This is a genomic window from Mesorhizobium sp. M1295, from assembly GCF_040318135.1.
Lineage (GTDB): Bacteria > Pseudomonadota > Alphaproteobacteria > Rhizobiales > Rhizobiaceae > Mesorhizobium.
Genome location: NZ_JAMYLU010000001.1, coordinates 510,473 through 529,592, shown reverse-complemented (window position 1 = coordinate 529,592; position 19,120 = coordinate 510,473). Strand labels below are relative to the sequence as shown.

18 protein-coding genes are annotated in these 19,120 nt (G+C 60.0%); 11 read left to right on the top strand and 7 right to left on the bottom strand.

What is annotated here, in order from left to right; translation table 11 throughout:
• Positions 1–167 precede the first annotated feature (167 nt).
• Both map and radC read left to right on the top strand, forming a co-directional pair.
• Positions 168–995 (top strand): type I methionyl aminopeptidase, encoded by an 828-nt coding sequence (gene map / locus NKH29_RS02510; RefSeq protein ID WP_352998925.1) that lies wholly within the window; start codon positions 168–170, stop codon positions 993–995.
• A 52-nt stretch (positions 996–1,047) separates the two neighbouring features.
• Positions 1,048–1,794, top strand: coding sequence for a RadC family protein (gene radC, locus NKH29_RS02505; RefSeq protein ID WP_352998923.1), 747 nt, complete (start codon positions 1,048–1,050; stop codon positions 1,792–1,794).
• 86 nt (positions 1,795–1,880) lie between these two features.
• On the opposite strand, the gene NKH29_RS02500 is transcribed toward radC, so the two are convergent.
• On the bottom strand, positions 1,881–4,460 hold the full coding sequence (locus NKH29_RS02500) for a bifunctional diguanylate cyclase/phosphodiesterase (RefSeq protein ID WP_352482301.1): 2,580 nt from the start codon (positions 4,458–4,460) through the stop codon (positions 1,881–1,883).
• Positions 4,461–4,821: 361 nt separating this feature from the next.
• Entirely contained in the window at positions 4,822–5,688 is an 867-nt protein-coding gene (locus tag NKH29_RS02495) for a class I SAM-dependent methyltransferase (RefSeq protein WP_352482151.1), read from the bottom strand.
• 472 nt (positions 5,689–6,160) lie between these two features.
• Between NKH29_RS02495 and NKH29_RS02490 the strand changes: the two genes are divergently transcribed.
• From NKH29_RS02490 to NKH29_RS02450, 9 genes are all read left to right on the top strand, one after another.
• Entirely contained in the window at positions 6,161–6,517 is a 357-nt protein-coding gene (locus tag NKH29_RS02490) for an SPW repeat protein (protein ID WP_051409696.1), read from the top strand.
• 128 nt (positions 6,518–6,645) lie between these two features.
• Positions 6,646–7,095 carry a DUF2231 domain-containing protein gene (locus tag NKH29_RS02485; RefSeq protein WP_023720160.1) on the top strand — a complete coding sequence of 150 codons (450 nt, stop codon included), beginning with the start codon at positions 6,646–6,648 and terminating at the stop codon, positions 7,093–7,095.
• Positions 7,095–8,441: a PQQ-dependent sugar dehydrogenase gene (locus tag NKH29_RS02480; RefSeq protein ID WP_352998980.1), complete on the top strand. Its 1,347-nt coding sequence runs from the start codon at positions 7,095–7,097 to the stop codon at positions 8,439–8,441. Before NKH29_RS02485 ends, NKH29_RS02480 begins: the two co-directional genes overlap by 1 nt.
• Positions 8,442–8,760: 319 nt before the next feature.
• Entirely contained in the window at positions 8,761–9,576 is an 816-nt protein-coding gene (gene coxB, locus NKH29_RS02475) for a cytochrome c oxidase subunit II (RefSeq protein ID WP_023720162.1), read from the top strand.
• Between the two features lie 91 nt (positions 9,577–9,667).
• Positions 9,668–11,437, top strand: coding sequence for a cytochrome c oxidase subunit I (ctaD, locus tag NKH29_RS02470; protein ID WP_023720163.1), 1,770 nt, complete (start codon positions 9,668–9,670; stop codon positions 11,435–11,437).
• Positions 11,434–12,138 (top strand): cytochrome c oxidase subunit 3, encoded by a 705-nt coding sequence (locus NKH29_RS02465; RefSeq protein ID WP_352482148.1) that lies wholly within the window; start codon positions 11,434–11,436, stop codon positions 12,136–12,138. The genes ctaD and NKH29_RS02465 overlap by 4 nt, the downstream gene beginning before the upstream one ends.
• A 13-nt stretch (positions 12,139–12,151) precedes the next feature.
• Positions 12,152–12,874: a heme-copper oxidase subunit III family protein gene (locus NKH29_RS02460; protein WP_352482147.1), complete on the top strand. Its 723-nt coding sequence runs from the start codon at positions 12,152–12,154 to the stop codon at positions 12,872–12,874.
• A gap of 10 nt (positions 12,875–12,884) precedes the next feature.
• Positions 12,885–13,289, top strand: coding sequence for a cytochrome C oxidase subunit IV family protein (locus tag NKH29_RS02455; RefSeq protein WP_023720165.1), 405 nt, complete (start codon positions 12,885–12,887; stop codon positions 13,287–13,289).
• A 144-nt stretch (positions 13,290–13,433) separates the two neighbouring features.
• The gene (locus tag NKH29_RS02450) at positions 13,434–13,907 is read left to right on the top strand and encodes an aminoacyl-tRNA deacylase (RefSeq protein ID WP_023720166.1); all 474 of its coding nucleotides are present in this window, start codon (positions 13,434–13,436) and stop codon (positions 13,905–13,907) included.
• 57 nt (positions 13,908–13,964) lie between these two features.
• Here NKH29_RS02450 and NKH29_RS02445 read toward each other — a convergent pair whose 3' ends face one another.
• The 5 genes from NKH29_RS02445 to tig all read right to left on the bottom strand — a co-directional run bounded on the left by NKH29_RS02445 (position 13,965) and on the right by tig (position 18,901).
• Complete coding sequence (locus NKH29_RS02445; RefSeq protein WP_352482145.1) at positions 13,965–14,777, bottom strand: DUF2189 domain-containing protein; 813 nt, start codon at positions 14,775–14,777, stop codon at positions 13,965–13,967.
• A 317-nt stretch (positions 14,778–15,094) separates the two neighbouring features.
• Positions 15,095–16,027, bottom strand: a complete 933-nt coding sequence (gene cyoE, locus NKH29_RS02440; RefSeq protein ID WP_352998922.1) for a heme o synthase — start codon at positions 16,025–16,027, stop codon at positions 15,095–15,097.
• 147 nt (positions 16,028–16,174) lie between these two features.
• On the bottom strand, positions 16,175–16,528 hold the full coding sequence (locus NKH29_RS02435) for a c-type cytochrome (protein WP_502896297.1): 354 nt from the start codon (positions 16,526–16,528) through the stop codon (positions 16,175–16,177).
• 212 nt (positions 16,529–16,740) lie between these two features.
• A complete protein-coding gene (locus NKH29_RS02430) occupies positions 16,741–17,265 on the bottom strand; it encodes a hypothetical protein (RefSeq protein ID WP_352482143.1) in 525 nt (174 codons plus the stop codon).
• 160 nt (positions 17,266–17,425) lie between these two features.
• On the bottom strand, positions 17,426–18,901 hold the full coding sequence (tig, locus tag NKH29_RS02425) for a trigger factor (protein WP_352998978.1): 1,476 nt from the start codon (positions 18,899–18,901) through the stop codon (positions 17,426–17,428).
• Between the last annotated feature and the right edge of the window lie 219 nt (positions 18,902–19,120).

Below are 19,120 nucleotides of genomic sequence, written 5' to 3'. Positions count from 1 at the left end.
AGCACGGGCCGCTGCAGGCAAGGAGAATGCCCCTGGGCGTGAATATCGCCGGTCTTCGGCCTCCGTAGGCAGTTCGTCCTTGAACCTTGCGCTTTCCAGTGCCAAATCTGGGGGAATTTCTCTCGCGGGGCTCAGCCAGGCCTCGCATCCCTGCAAGACGGATAAAAATGGTCACCTATCTCGACGCCGCCACGGCACCGCTCAGAAACACCGGCCAGATCCGTCTTTACGACGAGGAAGGCTTTATCGGCATGCGCAAGGCTTGCGATCTCACCGCGCGCTGCCTCGACGAACTGGTACCGATTGTGGCGCCCGGCGTCACCACCGAAGCGATCGATCGCTTCGTCTTCGAGTTCGGGATGGACCATGGCGCGCTTCCGGCGACGCTCAACTACCGTGGCTACACGAAATCATCCTGCACCTCGATCAACCACGTCGTCTGTCACGGCATACCCGACAGCAAGCCGTTGAAGGATGGCGACATCGTCAATATCGACGTCACCTATATCCTCGACGGCTGGCATGGCGACTCCTCGCGCATGTATCCGGTGGGTACGATCAAGCGTGCCGCGGAGCGGCTGCTGGAAGTCACGTATGAGTGCCTGATGCGCGGCATCGCGGCAATCAAGCCGGGCGCCCGAACCGGCGCCATCGGCGCCGCCATCCAGACCTATGCCGAAGCCGAGCGTTGCTCGGTGGTGCGCGATTTCTGCGGCCACGGGGTTGGCCGGCTGTTTCACGACGCGCCGAATATCCTGCATTACGGCAGCGCCAGCGAAGGCGTCGAGATGCGGCCGGGCATGATCTTCACCGTCGAGCCGATGATCAATCTCGGCCGGCCGCATGTGAAAGTGCTGTCGGACGGCTGGACCGCGGTGACGCGCGACCGTTCGCTGTCGGCGCAGTACGAGCACACGATCGGCGTCACCGAAACCGGCTGCGAGATCTTCACGCTGTCGCCAAAAAACCTCGACCGCCCCGGCCTGCGGGCCTAGTGTCTGGCAGATCGGGCGTTACCGTGCCCGGCAAATGCTGGGTGGGGCAGCCATGAACGGCGACGACGACGAGCGGACCTTCTTTCCCGAAAGGCCGGTGCGATCGCCCGCGAAGGCGGTGGCCGCCGACAAGCCGCATTATCTCGGCCATCGCGACCGCTTGCGCGAGCGCTTCGCCGCCGGTCCCAACACCCTCCCCGACTACGAACTGCTCGAGCTTTTGTTGTTTCGGCTGATCCCGCGCGCCGACACCAAGCCGGTCGCCAAGGCATTGCTGGCGCGCTTCGGCACGTTGGCCGAAGTGCTCGGCGCGCCTGTCGAGCGGCTGCAGGAGGTGAAGGGCATCGGCCCGGCGGTGGCGCTCGACCTGAAGGTGGTTGCTGCAACGGCGCAGCGCATGGCGCGCGGCGAGATCGCCGGCCGCGAGCTTTTGTCAACCTGGACGCAGGTTCTCGAATACTGCCGGTCGGTCATGGCCTTCGAGGAGCGCGAGCAGTTCCGCATCCTGTTCCTCGACAAGAAGAACGCGCTGATCGCCGACGAAGTGCAGCAGGTCGGCACCGTTGACCACACGCCGGTCTATCCGCGCGAGGTGGTCAGGCGCGCCTTGGAGCTCTCGGCGACGGCGATTATTCTGGCTCACAACCATCCATCGGGCGATCCGACGCCGTCGCGCGCCGACATCGAGATGACCAAGCTGATCATCGAGACGGCCAAACCGCTTGGCATTGCCGTTCACGATCACATCATCATCGGCAGGAAAGGCCACTCCAGCATGAAGGGCCTGCTGCTTATTTGAGGCTTATTGTTACCGGCCTGGCCTGCCACGCGCATATTGATGCGACGCTCAACGCCGATCGCGCCGGTAAATGCGGGGACTGGCGCTCAGCTGGCTGTGCGCAGCCGCCGGGATCGAACAAAGGCCTTTAGTCCGTCGGAATCGAGCGCGTAGCCGAAGGCATAACCCTGCAACATGTCGCAGCCCAGGCCTTTGAGTATCCGTGCGTGCTGCATCGTCTCGACACCTTCCGCCACGACCTCGATACCCAAGGACTTGCCGATGTCAATGATTGACGAGACAACCTGCCTTCTTTGCGGCGATTTGACGATTGGGGTGACCAGCTGCCGATCTATCTTTAGCCGGCGAGGCTGCAACTTGAGCAAACTGACTATCGAAGCGTAACCAGTACCAAAATCGTCTATTTCGATGTCAATCCCGAGTTCTTTTATCTGCTCGATATTCCAGGTGACAAGGTCGTCGTTCTCGTCCAGGAAAATTGACTCAACAAGCTCGAATGAAACTGTCCCTTTTTCGATATTTTGTTCTCGCAAGCTCTTGATGAGCTCCTCATCTTGAAGGCGTCGCGCCGAAACATTGACCGATACCCGCGGAATGTGGAGTCCCGCAGCGGACCATTCTTTGAAGTCCAAAAGCGACTGCTTCAATATGGCTTGGTCGATGATCGAGACCACATTCAGTTCTTCCGCAATTCTCAGGAAGACATCGGGCGCCAAAATACCCTTTTCTGGATGTCTCCACCTCGCCAGCGCCTCAACCCCCACGATTTCGAGCGTCTTTGCGTCAAATTGGGGCTGGTAGAAGGGGATGAACTCGTTGCGCTCGAGGCCGCCGAGAATTTCGTCGGCAATCCGCTTTGTATCGACGATTTCGCTTTGCATCGCGTCGGTGAAGAATTCGTATCGATTGCGCCCACGCCTCTTTGCTCGGTAAAGCGCGATATCGGCGTTTACCAGCAGGTGTTTGGCTTCGATATTTTTTCCGTTGTCGACTGCGATTCCCACGCTGACACCAAAACGGCATCGATGGCCCTGGTAGTAGACCGGTTCGCGCATCTGGCTGATGACGCGGTCAGCGAGCAGCGCCAGTTGCTTGGTATCGTCGCGCACCACGCACAGAACGATGAATTCGTCTCCCCCGATGCGGGCGACGAATCCCTCGTCGCCGACCTTCGATCTGAGGACTGTTGACGCGTGAACCAACATTGCGTCACCGGCGGCGTGGCCCAGCGTATCATTGATGTGCTTGAACCGATCCAGATCGATGTGAAGCAGTGCCGCATGCCCGCCTGAGCGCCTGGCGTTTGCCGCGTAATCTTCCAGTACCTGGTCGAGGTAACGCCGGTTGGGCAAGCCGGTCAACGAGTCATGAAGCGCGATGTGCTCTATGCGCGCTTTGGCCGACTCGAGTTCTGCATTTTTCGACTCGGACAGCTGTTTTGCTCGAACCAGATCCTGGTTCAGCAGGACATCGGCTGTAACGTCCCATTCCGCGCCTATCATTTTTGGAGTGTTGTTTGCGACCCGGTAAACGATCGCCTTGGACCGGACATGACGGACCTCGCCATCCGGACGCACAATCCGGTACTCCGACAAATAGGGTCGTCCGCTGGCCACCGCGCTGTCGAAATCTGCGTTGGCGGTAGCCAAATCATCTGGGTGGATTGCACCCGCCCAGTCTATGTAGCCCCGGTGCTCCCCGGTTGATTTGCCATATATTTCATTTACGCGATCATCCCACGTAAGCTCGTTGGTCGCGAGATCGTGTTCCCAAACCCCAATAGCCGAGGCTTCCAGAGCGAGTTCCAGGCGTCGTGACAATCGACGCAATTCCGCATAATTGCGCTGTCTTTCGCCGATCAGGCGACCTGTGACCAGGAAGGGGAACACAACCAAGGCCCCGGCCGTCGCCATGATCGCGCGCAATAACCATGCGTTACTTGGCGTCGAAGGCCAGCCATTTTTGGGAATGGCCGCGATCTGCCACGAACCGGACGGGAGCAAAACGTCGGCCGTCACCGGATCGCTTTTGCCGATCCGCTCATTGCCGTAGAATTGGTCTCCATTTTGGCCGAGAGCGTCCCTGCCGATCAGCGCTATGTCAATCCCGAGATCGTCGTCAAGCAGCCCGCTCGCCCGATAGAGACGCTGCACGTCGACAACGGCGGAAATGATGCCCCAGAACCTTTCCGTATTGCCCGCGCTCCGCACGAAAACCGGAAAGCGACCGATAAAGCCTTGTCCTCCCTGCTTCAGATCGACGGGACCGGCAAGCACCAGCTTGCGTTCGTCTCGCGCCCTTAGCGCAGCCGCACGCTGCCGCTCGTTCTTGCGGTAATCGAGGCCCATCGCCTGCTCGTTACCCTCCATCGGGTACATCAGGGAAACGACCAGATCGGGCGCGCCGGCAATATTGTTCAATTGCGAGTTCGCGCCAAACAGATTACTCGCCAGCGAAGCGAAGCGTTGCTGTCCCATATAGGGCTCGGTTACGACCGCAGCGACCAGTCCATGCACGAGTTGAAGGTTTCCGTTGATATTGCCTTCGAGCTTGGCGCGGATGAGGTTGACCTTGGTCAGCACGTCCGCACGGACGGCCTGGTCCGAGACGATCTTGTTCTGGTGCTCCGCGAACGCTGCGCTGATAAGGATGACGACAAACGCGATCGCCGCCGGAATATTTGCCGACGAAAAGACGGCCTCCTTAATGCCGCCGAACCTAGCGCGGAAAAAAGCCAATAGGCGATTCCTCAATTGCCATTTCAGGTTCTCGGGTCGACCCGATGAGGAATATTAGCGTTCAATGTTTAATTTGACCTTCACACTCCTGAAAAATTTCGCATTTTCCGATGGCTGACGCCGGCTGTTATGTCGACATCGACACCACCGCCCGCGCGATGTTGAAGGCAGGCTGCATGAAGCGGACCAACATGAAACGAGATCAGCCTTGCTCGGAAGACCGCAGACACGAGCGCCATTGCACACCTCGATGCTCCGACCCGAGTACGTCAAGAGCGTTGACCTTGGGCTAGTGGCCCTCAATCGACTTGTGAGACACAAGATATGGTATCTTGCCGACGCTCCGCTTCGTCGCGCCAATGGAATAGGCCATCGGTATCTTGGGAGAGTTCTCTGGCAGGCCGTACATATCCTTGCCGGCCCGCACTGCAAATGAAAAGTGCTGCCACGAAACCGTGTCATGCTCATTGAGAAAATCGAGCGTCAGACCAGCTGAAATCAGCGCGTTCACCACGTCACTGATCGGATGGATCCACTCATAATAGCGAGGATGCTTCAAGATACGATTGTCGCCGGTGTAGGTCAGTTCCTCGTTCCAGGCGAGCGGCCGAGCTATCGGCGTTCGCCAGTCGTGCTTCAACTCCAGGGCCGCGGCCTTTCGATCGCACTGAAACATCAATGGATGGCCCTCGGCCATGTAGAGCCGGCCGCCGGGTCGCAGGAGACTGGCAACCACCCGCGCCCAGCGGAACACGTCGTCCAGCCAGTTTACCGAACCCCAGGTAACGTAAGCGATGTCAAAGGTCCGGCCGAGCGCTTCGACGGCCTCGAACAGGGGCGCTTCCACGAAACGTACGTCGGTGCCTGCCTTCGCAGCGAAATCCCGCGCCGCCGCGATCGCTGTCGGTGAAAAGTCGAGGCCGGTCACGCTGCCTGCGCCGAGATTCTTCAGGCTGATCGTGTCAAGCCCGATGTGACACTGCAGGTGGACGATATCCTTGCCGGCAATATCGCCGACCTCGCGCGTTTCCAATTCATAGAGATTGGATCCGCCTGCCAGCACATTCTCGATGTGGTAGCTGCCCGTTGTGTCGGTCGAGTGCAGTTCGGCCCGATCATCCCAATTAAGGCGGTTCGCCCCCAGAAACGGTTCCAATTTCCCCCCAACCCTGACTGACGCATGGTAAACAAGTCGTTAAAACACCTTTGCAGCGAAAGTATCGCGCGTCAATCCGGACCGGTCGTCTCTTAAACAAGCTTCGGCGGCAATCAAGACGAGCAAGAGCGTCTCGTCTCAAGAACTGCGATCCACGACCAATGTTTTCACCGGATCGAGAAAAGAATGAGCCTGTCCGCGCCGCTGGCACGTCGCCGCTGACCAAGCCCACTGCGGCTTTGGATCGCTCGATCACCATCAAGTGATCCAGGCGTGCCGGTGCCGAATGGAACATAAAGCCCGGAATTCAGTTAGATAGCCGGATTTGGCTGGAGTACCGCCAGATGCGGAAACTCCGGCCGGGCAAGGGCACTGCCGTAACACGGAGTGAGCGGCTTCGGGCGCATCTCGCCGGACTCAGGCACCACCTTGCCGAACTCGGGAGCCACAAACGCTCCCAATGGAGGATGCCATGAACCAGTGGACAAACGCCAGGCTCTGTGACGTAGCCAACCTGATCCTTGGGGCAATTCTGTTCTTCTCTCCCTGGATCTTCGCCTTTGCGGCAGGCCCGCAGACGCAGAACGCCCTCGGCAGCGGAATCTTGATTGTCGTGCTTTCGATTGCCGCCCTCGCGGCATTTGCCGTGTGGGAAGAGTGGGTGAACCTTGTCGTCGGACTGTGGGTTCTCGTATCGCCCTGGGTGCTTGGATTCCAGGCGACCACGGCGATGACCGTGCATGTCGTGATCGGCATTCTGGTCGCCGTCCTGGCCGCGATCGAGCTCTGGATGATGTACCAGAACCCTCCGACCCAGTCCGCCGCCTAGCAGGCGCAGCCAGCCAGCGCCCTTTTTTGGGCCTGACGGATCGATGTGTCGTCTGCCGGCCTCTCGGCAACAGCTGCCGGAGGCCGTATTGGGGGTTGTTGGACGAGAACTGAGAAGGATTGCGCATTATGGTCGGTGACAATCCGCGTTCGACGGCCAGGATTGCGGGACATCCCATTCATCCGATGCTAGTGCCGTTTCCGATCGCCTGCTTCGTCGGCACCCTGCTGACGGATCTGGCCTATTGGCGAACGGCGGAGATGATGTGGGCGGACTTCTCCGCTTGGCTGGTTACCGTCGGAGTGATCATGGGCTGCCTTGCAGCGATCGTGGGGTTGATCGATTTTCTGGCTAATCCGCTGATAAGGGCACAGCCCCCTGCCTGGCCGCACGTGCTCGGTAATCTGCTGGCGCTGGTGTTGTCCGTGATCAACATGCTCGTGCACACCCGCGATGCATGGACCTCCATCGTTCCCACCGGCTTGATCCTCTCGGCGGTTGTCGTGCTCATCCTCATCTTCACTGGTTGGCTGGGCTGGTCCATGGTGTACCGGCATCACGTCGGAGTGGCGGATTGATGCGCGTAGCAAGCTCCATCAGACAGGCCGGGCGCATCGCGGCGTCCATCCTTACTTGCACTGCGGTGATCACCCTCGCAGCGTGCAGCGGCAACGACCCGGATCCCGGCAGTCAGATAGGGCCGAATCCAAACCTGCCCGAGCCGATCCAATATTTCTTCCCGCCCATGCATCTCGCTTCCGTGGTCGGGTGGAAGAACGACGAAAGGCCGACCGCTGCGCAGGGGCTCCAGATCCAGGCTTTTGCCAACGGCTTGCAGCATCCGCGCTCGCTTTATGTGCTGCCCAATGGCGACGTCCTGGTGATCGAGTCCAAGGCGCCGGGCGGCGAACCGATCAAACGGCCCAAGGATTTGGTGATGGGCTGGATCGAATCGTGGGTCACCTCGGGCGGCGACAGCGGCCCAAGCAACCGCATCACCTTGCTGCGCGACGCCGACGGAGATGGCAAGCCCGAGCTGACCAGCGTCTTCCTCGACCACCTGAGCTCGCCCTTCGGCGTGGCGCTGGTGGGAAGCGATCTCTACGTCGCCAACACTGATTCCATTGTTCGCTATCCCTACACCACCGGCGACACCAAGATCACCGCGCCCGGAACGCCGCTCACCGCCCTGCCCGGCGGCCCGATCGACCACCATTGGACGAAGAGCCTGGTGGCAAGCCCGGACGGCTCGCTGCTCTATGTCGGCATCGGCTCGAACAGCAACGTGGCCGAGAACGGCATCGAGGCGGAGAAGGACCGCGCCGCGATCTGGCAGGTGGACAGGGCTACCGGCAGGTCGCGCATTTTCGCCAGCGGTTTGCGCAATCCGAACGGCCTGAGCTGGGAGCCGCAGACCGGGGCGCTCTGGGCCGTGATCAATGAGCGCGACGAGCTCGGCCCCAATCTCGTGCCGGATTATCTGACGTCGGTAAAGGACGGCGGCTTCTACGGGTGGCCATACAGCTATTACGGCCAGCATCTCGATCCCCGAGTCATGCCCCAGCGTCCGGACCTGGTCGCTAAAGCGATCGTTCCGGATTATGCGCTGAGCTCCCACGTCGCCCCTCTGGGATTGGCCTTCTACACGGCAACCTCCCTTCCCGACGCATATCGCGGCGGCGCCTTCGTTGGCGAGCACGGGAGCTGGAACCGCACGCGCTTCAATGGCTACAAGGTGGTGTTCGTACCATTCAGCGGCGGCCATCCGAGTGGCGCCGCACAGGACGTGGTGACTGACTTCCTGGACAAGGACAACAAGGCGCGCGGCCGGCCTGTCGGCCTGGCCGTCGACAAAACCGGGGCCCTGCTCATCGCCGACGACGTCGGCAACACAGTTTGGCGGGTGACATCTGCCGGCCAATAAAGGGGCTCCACTCCCTTCGTCGAGCTGTCGGTCGAGCAGGGGATCGAACCCTGCGCGCGACGATCCCGACGATCGCCGTTCCGGTGATTCTGCCGGGCACATTCGGCATGCTCACCATTGCCGTTTACTCGACGCTGACGATGTTTGCCGCGCGCTACCGCTGATCACCGCCGAACCGAAGGACCGCCAGCACCGAGAAATGGTATTTTTGCCCTTCCCACAGCCGGCTCTAGAATTTTCATCGCAAATCAAGTTATGATGCACTTGGTATTTCCCGGGACGGCTTTGCGCCGCTTGGAATACCGGGAGGAACCGGGACATGGCCGTTGCGCTTGTACTCGTTCTGATAGTCGTGGGCTCGGTGTTGTTCCACTTCCTGAGCCCATGGTGGTGGACGCCGATTGCCTCGAACTGGGACTATATCGACAACACCATCATCATAACTTTCTGGATCACCGGCGTCGTCTTCGCCGCCGTGGTTCTTTTCATGGCCTATTGCGTCTTCCGCTTCCGCCATCGGGAAGGCAATCAGGCGGCATATGAACCTGAGAACAGGCGGCTCGAATCCTGGCTGACGGTCGTCACTGCCGTCGGTGTCACGGCTTTGCTGGTTCCCGGCCTGTTCGTCTGGAGCCGCTTCGTCAACGTCCCAAGCGACGCAACCGAGGTCGAAGTCGTCGGCCAGCAATGGCAATGGAGTTTCCGCCTGCCCGGCAAGGACGGCAAGCTCGGCACATCCGACACTCGCGACGTCAACGCTGAAAATCCGCTCGGCGTCATCGCCGCTGATGCCAACGGCCAGGACGACGTCGTGGTCGAAGCGGCCGACCTGCATCTGCCGGTTGGCAAACCGGTCAAGATGCTGCTCCGCTCGATCGATGTGCTGCACGATTTCTACGTGCCGGAATTCCGCGCCAAGATGGACATGATCCCGGGCTCAGTCACCTATTTCTGGTTCACTCCGACCAAGACCGGAACCTTCCAGGTCCTGTGTGCCGAACTCTGCGGCCAAGGGCATCCGATGATGCATGGCGTGGTCATGGTCGATACGCAGGAAGATTATCTGGCGTGGCTTGGCCAGCAGCAGACTTTTGCGCAGCTGTCCGCGCCCCAACAGATGGGCTCGGCAGAGTAGACGCCGGAACGACGGCGCGCCGTCGGCATTGAAAAGATTGCGGCAGGCCCGAACTGTCGGGCATGGCCGAAAAGGGCACGGAGGTGTTCCTATGGTCGATATCACACCTGCAGATGCGGTACCGCCGGCCGAAGTCGCGGAAATGGAACTTTACCATCCGCACAGCTGGTGGACGAAATACGTTTTCTCGCAGGATGCCAAGGTCATCGCCATCCAGTATTCGGCGACGGCGACGGCGATCGGCATGGTGGCGCTGGTGTTGTCCTGGCTGATGCGGCTGCAGCTCGGCTTCCCCGGCACGTTCGACTTCATCACACCGGAAGCCTACTACCAGTTCATCACCATGCATGGCATGATCATGGTGATCTACCTGCTCACCGCACTCTTCCTGGGCGGCTTCGGCAACTATCTGATCCCGCTGATGGTTGGCGCTCGCGACATGGTCTTTCCCTATGTCAACATGCTGAGCTACTGGATCTATCTCCTGGCCGTGCTGGTCCTCGTGTCGAGCTTCTTTGCCCCCGGCGGACCGACAGGTGCCGGCTGGACGCTCTATCCGCCGCAGGCGATCATGACCGGTACGCCAGGCGGCCAGGACTGGGGCATCATCCTGATGCTCGTCTCGCTGATCCTGTTCATCATCGGCTTCACCATGGGCGGCTTGAACTATGTCGTGACGGTGCTACAGGGCCGCACGCGCGGCATGACACTGATGCGCCTTCCGCTCACCGTCTGGGGTATTTTCACCGCCACCGTCATGGCGCTGCTCGCCTTCCCGGCACTGTTCGTCGCCTGCGTGATGATGCTGCTCGACCGGGCGCTCGGCACCAGCTTCTTCATGCCGGCGATCGTCGAGATGGGCGAACAATTGCAGCATGGCGGCGGCAGCCCGATCCTGTTCCAGCATCTGTTCTGGTTCTTCGGCCACCCCGAGGTCTACATCGTGGCGCTTCCGGCCTTCGGCATCGTCTCCGACCTGATCAGCACCCATGCGCGCAAGAACATCTTCGGCTACCGCATGATGGTCTGGGCCATCGTCGGCATTGGCGCACTGAGCTTCGTGGTCTGGGCGCACCACATGTATGTCAGCGGCATGCATCCCTATTTCGGCTTTTTCTTCGCCACCACGACATTGATCATCGCGGTTCCAACAGCCATCAAGGTCTACAACTGGGTGCTGACGCTGTGGCGTGGCGACATCCACCTCACCATACCGATGCTTTTTGCCCTGGCCTTCATCGTCACCTTCGTCAATGGCGGGTTGACTGGGCTATTCCTCGGCAATGTCGTCGTCGACGTTCCGCTGTCGGACACGATGTTCGTCGTCGCCCATTTCCATATGGTCATGGGGGTCGCCCCGATCATCGTAATCTTCGGCGCGATCTATCACTGGTATCCGAAGGTCACCGGTCGGATGCTGAACGAGACGCTGGGCCGGTTCCATTTCTGGGTCACCTTCCTTGGCGCCTATCTGATCTTCTTTCCCATGCACTATCTCGGCTTGATGGGCGTGCCGCGGCGCTACAACGAATTGACCGATATGACGGTGATGACGGAATCGGCCCACCACCTCAACTCGTTTATCAGCATCATGGCTTTTATCGTCGGTTTTGCCCAGATTGTGTTTCTGTTCAATCTCATCTGGAGCATCCGCCATGGCCGTGAGGCTGGTGGCAATCCGTGGCGGGCAACGACGCTCGAGTGGCAGACGGCCGAAACACCGCCGGGCCATGGCAATTTCGGCAAGGATCTGCCGATCGTCTATCGCTGGGCCTATGACTACAGCGTACCGGGCGCCAAGGAGGACTTCATACCGCAAAACGTTCCGGGCTCCTTCGGACCTTCCAGGGAGCCGGCATGAGCGTCATTCTGGTTTTCCTGCTCGTGATCGCCGGCATTGCTGGGTGGTGGCTCTCGCATCAGCGGCTAATGACGAGGCCGTGGCTCGAGCAAGGTTTGGTCGGGGATTTTGTCGCCCTGGACCGATCGGCGCTGCCGACCGCAAAGATCGGTCTCGGCGTCTTCCTTGCCGTCGTCGGCTGCCTGTTCGCGCTGTTCACCAGTGCTTACTTCATGCGCATGGCGCTGTCGGATTGGCAGCCGCTGCCCATCCCGCCTCTGCTCTGGCTTAATACCGGCGTACTGGTCTTGAGCAGCATTGCCATGCAGTGCGCTTCGCTCGCGGCGCGCAAGGGTCAAGTGGACATGGTCAGGCTCGGTCTCGCCACCGCTGGACTCACGGCGCTCGCCTTCCTGGTTGGACAGCTTATGGCATGGCGGGAACTGAGCGCGGATGGCTATTTTCTGGCGTCCAATCCGGCCAACAGCTTCTTCTACCTGCTAACGGGAATGCATGGGCTGCATATACTGGGAGGGCTGGTCGGCCTGGGCAGAACGACCGTCGGTGCCTGGAACGGTGCGCGGCCGCAGCGGCTTCGCCTGAGCGTCGAGCTGTGCGCCATGTACTGGCATTTCCTGCTTTTCGTCTGGCTCGCCATCTTCGCTCTTCTGGCCGGCTGGGCTTCGACTTTAATCGACATTTGCCGAGGGTTGCTGACCTAGGAGGAACGGGCGGATGGCTGAGACGACACTGACCCACATCGGCCGAACGGGGCCGCGGCCCGCAGGCTGGCAAGGCATCGCCGCCGACTGGTCCTCGGATCAGCGGGCGTTCAAAAACGTGTCTTGGGGCAAGGCCATGATGTGGATCTTCCTGCTCAGCGACACGTTCATCTTCGGCTGCTTCCTGCTCTCCTACATGACCGACCGTATCTCCACACGCGTGCCGTGGCCCAATCCGAGCGAGGTCTTTGCCCTGCGCATCGGCGGCTCCGACATTCCATTGATCCTTATCGCCATCATGACCTTCGTCCTGATCTCGAGCAGCGGAACGATGGCCATGGCGGTGAATTTCGGCTACCGCCGCGACCGCCGCAAGACGGCAGTCCTGATGCTTTTGACCGCGGCACTCGGCGCGACCTTCGTCGGCATGCAAGCCTTCGAATGGACCAAGCTGATCACCGAGGGCGTGCGGCCTTGGGGCAATCCGTGGGGCGCTGCACAGTTCGGCGCATCCTTTTTCATGATCACCGGCTTCCACGGCACACATGTGTCGATCGGGGTGATTTTCCTGATCATCGTGGCGCGAAAGGTCTGGCGCGGGGACTACGACGTCGGACGGCCCGGCTTCTTCACCAGCCGGAGGGGCCGCTACGAAAACGTCGAAATCATGGGGCTCTACTGGCATTTCGTCGACCTGGTCTGGGTGTTCATTTTCGCATTTTTCTATCTTTGGTGAGAGGCAGGACATGGCTGAAGCAACCGCAAATGGCCTTGGACAACACACGCTCGACAGCGCCCGTACGCATGATGCGACGGCGACCAGCGTTACCCCTACGGAGGTTCATCAGGAGCACCCGATCAAGCTCTACCTGGTGGTCTGGGCGTGGCTGTTCATCCTCAGCACCTGCTCCTATCTGGTCGACTATTTCGGGCTCCACGGCTATCTCAGATGGTCGCTGATCCTGATCTTCATGATCCTCAAGGCAGGGCTGATCGTCGCCATCTTCATGCACATGGCCTGGGAACGGCTGGCGCTGACATATGCAATCATCCTGCCGCCGGTGCTGGTGCTGGTATTCGTGACGCTGATGGTCTTCGAAGCGGACTACACCCTTCTCACCCGAATGGCGTTTTTCGGGGCCGGGCCCTGACATGCAATCCGGATCCAGGCCGTCCTGTTCTGGAGCCTTCGCCTTGAAACAATCTACGGCTGGACCATTTCTGTTGGTATCGGAAACGACAGGCGATGCCGGCGTTTCCACATGCGTCGCGAACACCAGCAAGGGGCGCCCAAGATGACCATCGCAAACAGACTGAAGGACTTCATCGATAAGAAAGGCATTTCCTACGACACCGTCGAGCATCACCGCACGGCGACAAGCAGACAATCCGCCATTGCGGCACATGTGCCTGGCAGCATAATGGCCAAATCGGTGGTCGTTCACCACGACCGTGGCTACGCGCTGGCCGTGGTTCCAAGCACGCACAGGATAGAACTCGCGACATTGCAGGATGTTATGGACAAGCCTCTTGGACTTGCCTCCGAAGACGAGGTGGTCTCGTTGTTCGGCGATTGCGATGTCGGCGCTGTGCCGCCGATCGGCGCTGCCTATGATGTGCCGGTGGTCCTCGATGAAAGCCTCGGCGACGCTCCCGAAATCTATTTCGAGGGCGGTGACCATAGGACGCTGGTGCATGTGAGCGGCAAGGATTTCCGCGACCTGACAAAAGACGCGCGCCAGGCCCGTTTCAGCCACCCCGCCTATTGAAAGCTCTGCCCCACCCTCCCCGCACCGGCGCTCGGTGCGGAGGACAGGTTTTTCAGCTCACGGTCTGGTAGCCGGCGGCGATTCGACAACTTTCCGATAGACATGCCAGGTGGCATGACCAAGGATCGGCAGCACGACCGCCAACCCGGCGAACACTGGCAGCGAGCCGATGATCAAGGCGACGGCGACAATAAGGCCCCACACTGCCATCACGATCGGGTTGGCCAGGACAACGCGCACCGAGGTGTGGATGGCTTCGTAGGCGCCGACATCGCGGTCGAGCAACAACGGGAATGCGACGACCGTGGTGCACAACACAACCGCGGCGAACACAAAGCCGATGGCGTGACCCAGGATGATGAGTGTCCAGCCGCGTCCCGTGGCGAATATATCACTGATGAAGCTGGACAGCGATTGCGGCGGCGCCGGGCCGAACACGGTCTGGTAAAATATCTGGGCCGTCAAAAGCCAGGCGATGAATATCGCAAGCAGCATGATGCCGACCGCCGCAATAGCCGGCAGCGCCGGAGAACTTCTGACCTCAAAGGCGTGCCTCCACGAGGCATCGAGCCCGGCTTCCCGTCGCCGGCTGATCTCATAGAGGCCGATCGCCGCGAACGGACCAATTAGCGCAAAGCCGGACACAAGCGGAAACAACAATGGCAGCGTGTTGTTGCCTGATGTCCAGACGGCAAGCACGACCCCCGCAAGCGGGTAGATCAGGCAGAGAAAAACGATGTGCGACGGCTTGACCATGAAATCATCGACGCCACGCCTGAGCGCATCAAAAAGATCGGAGACACCGATTTTTCGAATTCTGGTGTGTTCCAGCGTCTCGTTGGCGCCTGCTATCACGTGAAAACTTGCCATGACCATTCCTCCAGACCGGGTCCGGTAAGGTCGCGTTTTACGGTGCTGCCGTTCTGCGTGATTGGCCACGCAAACCGCGACCTGCACCATGATCAATATACTCTCATGCGGGGGACTTGTCGCGCTTTGTACGAAGGCCCCCGGGGGTAAGAGGTCCCGGGTAGCCCGACTAGCTCTGGACACCTTTCTTCGATATGCTCTTCTAGACGAAGGTGAAGGTCATGGATGGAAGGACAGTTCTCATACTCGGCCTTGGCATCGTTATTCTGCTGTTGCTGGGATTTTGTGCTCTGCCAACGTGATGTTTTTAGCCGGGCTCAATAGCCGGCTGACGCGACCACTCGCATTACAATGGTGTCGGCAAGCAGCGCCGCGAAGATCGCGAAAAGATAGACAATCGAATACGCAAACAACGCCTTTGCCGGCTTCATCTCCTTGTCGGCGACGAGGACCTTCCAGGCGTGCCAAATGAACCCTGCGCCCAACGCTGCTGAAGCAGTGCCGTAGTATCCGCTGGCGAAGCCGAAGGCCCAAGGAAGCACGCCGATTGGCGCCAAGACCAGCGAATAGGCGAAGATTTGTTTTCTGGTCGAGTGCTGGCCGGCCACATTCGGCATCATCGGGATGCCCGCCGCGGCATAGTCGCCGACCTTGAAAAGGGCCAGCGCCCAGAAATGAGGCGGCGTCCAGAGGAAAATGATCAGAAACAGAATGACACTTTCGATGCCGATTGCGCCGGTTGCAGCCGCCCACCCGATCACCGGAGGAAGGGCGCCTGCCGCGCCGCCTATGACGATATTCTGTGGCGTCGAGCGTTTCAGCCACATCGTGTAGATAACGACATAGAAAAAGATGGTGAACGCCAACAGCGATGCGGCAAGCCATCCCACCAGCACGCCGAGCGTCATGACCGACAGTGCGGAAAGCACCAAGCCGAAGCCGAGAGCTTCGCCAGGCGTGACGCGGCCTGACGGAATTGGTCGCTTGGACGTGCGAGACATCAAGGCGTCTATGTCTGCGTCGTACCACATATTGAGCGCGCCGGCCGCCCCTGCTCCAACCGCAATTGCGCCGATGGCGATTACGGCGATAACTGGATTCATTACGCCGGGCGCCATCATCAGGCCGACGAAGGCGGTAAACACGGCAAGCGCCATGACCCGTGGTTTCAAAAGCGCAAGCAAATCACCCGCCGTCGCCTCCGAGAGGCGGATGCCGGTATCCTTGAGACGGCTTTCTTCAGTCGACATTCAGACGACCACCGATGGGAACGGCAGCCTAGCCGGCCAATGTCTTTTTTGCAACAAGCCGCCCTCCCCACCGACACTGCCGGCAGATTGCGGCCGAGGCTATGCCTCGACCTGTTTGCGATACCAAGATCCGGCGGAAGAGCCGCGTTATTTGGAGAATTGCTTCAGATAGGCAATGACATTGACGATGTCCTCGTCTTTCTTGAGGCCGGGAAACGCCATCTTCGTTCCTTTGACCATCGCCTTGGGATCGCGAAGGTAGCTCGTCAGCGTGGCCTCATCCCATTTGACGCCGGACTTGCCGGCCTCGGTCATCGCCTTGGAATAGCTGAACCCCGGATGCGTGCCGGCCGTTCGGCCGATGACGCCGTTCAACGACGGACCGACCTTGTTCTGATCCTTGTCCGCGACGTGGCAGACCTTGCATTTGGCGAAGACCTTCTCACCCGCCGCGGCATCCTGAGCCCACGAGGGGCCGGCGATGACGGTCGCGACCGACATGATGATAAAAAACACAATGGCACGCATGGCATTTCCTCCCTGATCGCCAATTTGCCCTGGCTGACCTGCACAGGCCGACATCTAGTCCGCTGGCATGCGCTCTTGAATGGCAGAACGGATATCCACTGCCTGGAGTTGCGGCACCTACATACCACGGAACCCGGCCGGCAGGTAGAGTTCGGCCATGCAAAGGTTTCATGCGGACAATCTGCTCAAGGCAATTTGGTGTTGCAGGTGGTGGCGATCCGGCCGACCGCCTCTTCAACTCCGGCGAGGTCAAACTCGGCTTTGCCGCGCCCCGACAGCAGCCCGAACCGCCAGGACAGCAGCAGCCGGTCCGCGGAAATCAGTCGCCTGATGCCGTCGGCACCGTCGCGCACCAGCATCCTGCTGCGCGGGCCGACCGACCAGCTTTCGTTGAGCTTGCCGGATTGGTCGACAGTCACCGACATGGCGATGGTTCGGCTGGCGGAAACAGTATCGCTCAGCTGCAGCCATTCGCTCCAACGCGGTTCGCCGGCGGTCCGGCAGGCAATCGTCAATACCGGGCTGTAGCTCAATGCGCCGCCGCCGGTGATGAGCTTGTTGGTAGCGTAAAGCGAGGCGGTGACAAGACCGTCGCTGGTCTTGTCGAACCGCCAGTTGTCGAGAACCGTGTCAGCCTGGGCGATGCCGTAGACCGACGCAAGCAGGAACGCCGCCGCGACCACGCTTCCGATACCGAAGAACTGTCTCAACGATGCCTCCAACAACCGCTGCGATCCGCAACCCAGCGCAGATAATCATCAAAGCTTCGTATCGCCACCTCGACCGCCAGATGCGTGAAATCCGTTGCGCCCGCGCCACAACGAAAAAGGCCGCCTCGAGAAGGCGGCCTTTTGGAATTCAGCAGGGACGTTATTCAGCCTCCTTGGCGGCCTTCTTCTTCGGCGCAGCCTTCTTCTTGGGCTCTTCAGCGTCGTCGTCGGCCTTCTTGGTGTCGGCTTTTTTCGCAGCCGCCTTCTTCGCCGGCTTGGCCTTGGTCGTCTCCGTATCCTCGTCGTCGGCCAGCAGCTCTTCCTTGCTGACCTTGACGTCGGTGACCGAGATCTGGCCAAGCAGATGGTCGACCACCTTCTCTTCGAACATCGGCGCGCGCAACGTATTCAGCGCCTCGGGATTGTTGCGATAGAATTCGAAGGCTTCCTGCTGCTGGTTGGCCGGATAGCGACGCACCTGCTCGAACAGGCCGCGCTGCAATTCCTCGTCCGTCACCGTGACGCCGGCCTTCTCGCCGATTTCGGCGAGAACCAGGCCGAGACGCACGCGGCGCTCGGCAAGCCGCATATATTCGGCACGCGCTTCCTCTTCCGTCGTCTCTTCGTCCGCAAAGGTGCGCCCGGCGGCTTCGAGATCGCGGTTGACCTGGTTCCAGATGTTGTTGAATTCGGCCTCGACGAGCTTGGACGGCGCCTCGAACGAGTAGGCGGCGTCGAGTTGGTCGAGCAACTGGCGCTTGACCTTCTGGCGCGTCATCGAGCCGAACTGATTTTCGATCTGACCGCGCACCACCTCGCGCAGGCGCTCCAGCGACTCCAGGCCGAGGTTTTTGGCCATCTCGTCGTTGATCTCAAGTTCGCCGGGCTTCGACACTTCCTTGACGGTCACGTCGAAAGTGGCTTCCTTGCCGGCCAGATGCGCCGCCTGGTAGTTTTCCGGGAAGGTAACCGTGACCTGCTTCTCGTCGCCGGCCTTGCTGCCGACCAGCTGGTCCTCGAAGCCAGGGATGAATTCCTTCGAGCCGAGCACCAGCGGCTGATCGGTGCCGGCGCCGCCGCCGAAGGCTTCGCCGTCGATCTTGCCGACATAATCGAGGGTCACGCGGTCGCCCTCGGCGGCCTTGCCGGTCTTCGGCTCATAAGTGCGCGCCGACTCGGCGACACGCTTGACCTGTTCATCGATCTCCTCATCAGGCACTTCGAATACCTGACGCGTCACCTTGATGTCGGAGAAATCCTTGATCTCGATCGGCGGAATGACCTCATAGTTCAGGCGGAACTCGAAATCTGCGCCGCCGGCCAGGATCTTCTCGGCTTCCTTCTCGTCCTCGGTCATGATCACTTCGGGCTGCATGGCAGCCTTTTCGCCGCGCCCGGTGATGATCGAACGGGTCGAGTCGTTGAGGATCTCGTTGACCACTTCGGCCATGAACGATTTGCCATAGACTTTGCGCAGATGCTGCACCGGCACCTTGCCGGGGCGGAAGCCGTTGATGCGGACCTTGTTCCTGGCGTCGGAAAGCCGCGCCATCAGCTTGGCTTCCATGTCACCGGCCGGCACGGTGATCTTGATCTCGCGCTTGAGACCGGAGTTGAGCGTTTCGGTGACCTGCATCATAAAACCTTTGTTTCCACCAATGAGGCCGTCAAACGGCCCCTGCCGTTCACAGCCTGCCGGTATGATCTTGCCGGGAATGGCTTTTGGTGCGGGACTTGGCGATTTGTCCGCCCAACGCGGCACAAATCCTCCAGAAATACGCTCCAAAATGTGAATAAGTCTTTGTTTTTCCTACTTCTTATCACATTCTGCAGAAGCGGATCGTCGCGTCCCGTC

What these genes read in the sequence shown, in the direction of transcription:
- map (WP_352998925.1), top strand. Translation starts at nt 168, where the DNA reads ATGGTCACCTATCTCGACGCCGCCACGGCACCGCTCAGAAACACCGGC.
- radC (WP_352998923.1), top strand. Translation starts at nt 1,048, where the DNA reads ATGAACGGCGACGACGACGAGCGGACCTTCTTTCCCGAAAGGCCGGTG.
- NKH29_RS02490 (WP_051409696.1), top strand. Translation starts at nt 6,161, where the DNA reads ATGAACCAGTGGACAAACGCCAGGCTCTGTGACGTAGCCAACCTGATC.
- NKH29_RS02485 (WP_023720160.1), top strand. Translation starts at nt 6,646, where the DNA reads ATGGTCGGTGACAATCCGCGTTCGACGGCCAGGATTGCGGGACATCCC.
- NKH29_RS02480 (WP_352998980.1), top strand. Translation starts at nt 7,095, where the DNA reads ATGCGCGTAGCAAGCTCCATCAGACAGGCCGGGCGCATCGCGGCGTCC.
- coxB (WP_023720162.1), top strand. Translation starts at nt 8,761, where the DNA reads ATGGCCGTTGCGCTTGTACTCGTTCTGATAGTCGTGGGCTCGGTGTTG.
- ctaD (WP_023720163.1), top strand. Translation starts at nt 9,668, where the DNA reads ATGGTCGATATCACACCTGCAGATGCGGTACCGCCGGCCGAAGTCGCG.
- NKH29_RS02465 (WP_352482148.1), top strand. Translation starts at nt 11,434, where the DNA reads ATGAGCGTCATTCTGGTTTTCCTGCTCGTGATCGCCGGCATTGCTGGG.
- NKH29_RS02460 (WP_352482147.1), top strand. Translation starts at nt 12,152, where the DNA reads ATGGCTGAGACGACACTGACCCACATCGGCCGAACGGGGCCGCGGCCC.
- NKH29_RS02455 (WP_023720165.1), top strand. Translation starts at nt 12,885, where the DNA reads ATGGCTGAAGCAACCGCAAATGGCCTTGGACAACACACGCTCGACAGC.
- NKH29_RS02450 (WP_023720166.1), top strand. Translation starts at nt 13,434, where the DNA reads ATGACCATCGCAAACAGACTGAAGGACTTCATCGATAAGAAAGGCATT.
- NKH29_RS02445 (WP_352482145.1), bottom strand. Translation starts at nt 14,777, where the DNA reads ATGGCAAGTTTTCACGTGATAGCAGGCGCCAACGAGACGCTGGAACAC.
- cyoE (WP_352998922.1), bottom strand. Translation starts at nt 16,027, where the DNA reads ATGTCGACTGAAGAAAGCCGTCTCAAGGATACCGGCATCCGCCTCTCG.
- NKH29_RS02435 (WP_502896297.1), bottom strand. Translation starts at nt 16,528, where the DNA reads ATGTCGGTCGCGACCGTCATCGCCGGCCCCTCGTGGGCTCAGGATGCC.
- tig (WP_352998978.1), bottom strand. Translation starts at nt 18,901, where the DNA reads ATGCAGGTCACCGAAACGCTCAACTCCGGTCTCAAGCGCGAGATCAAG.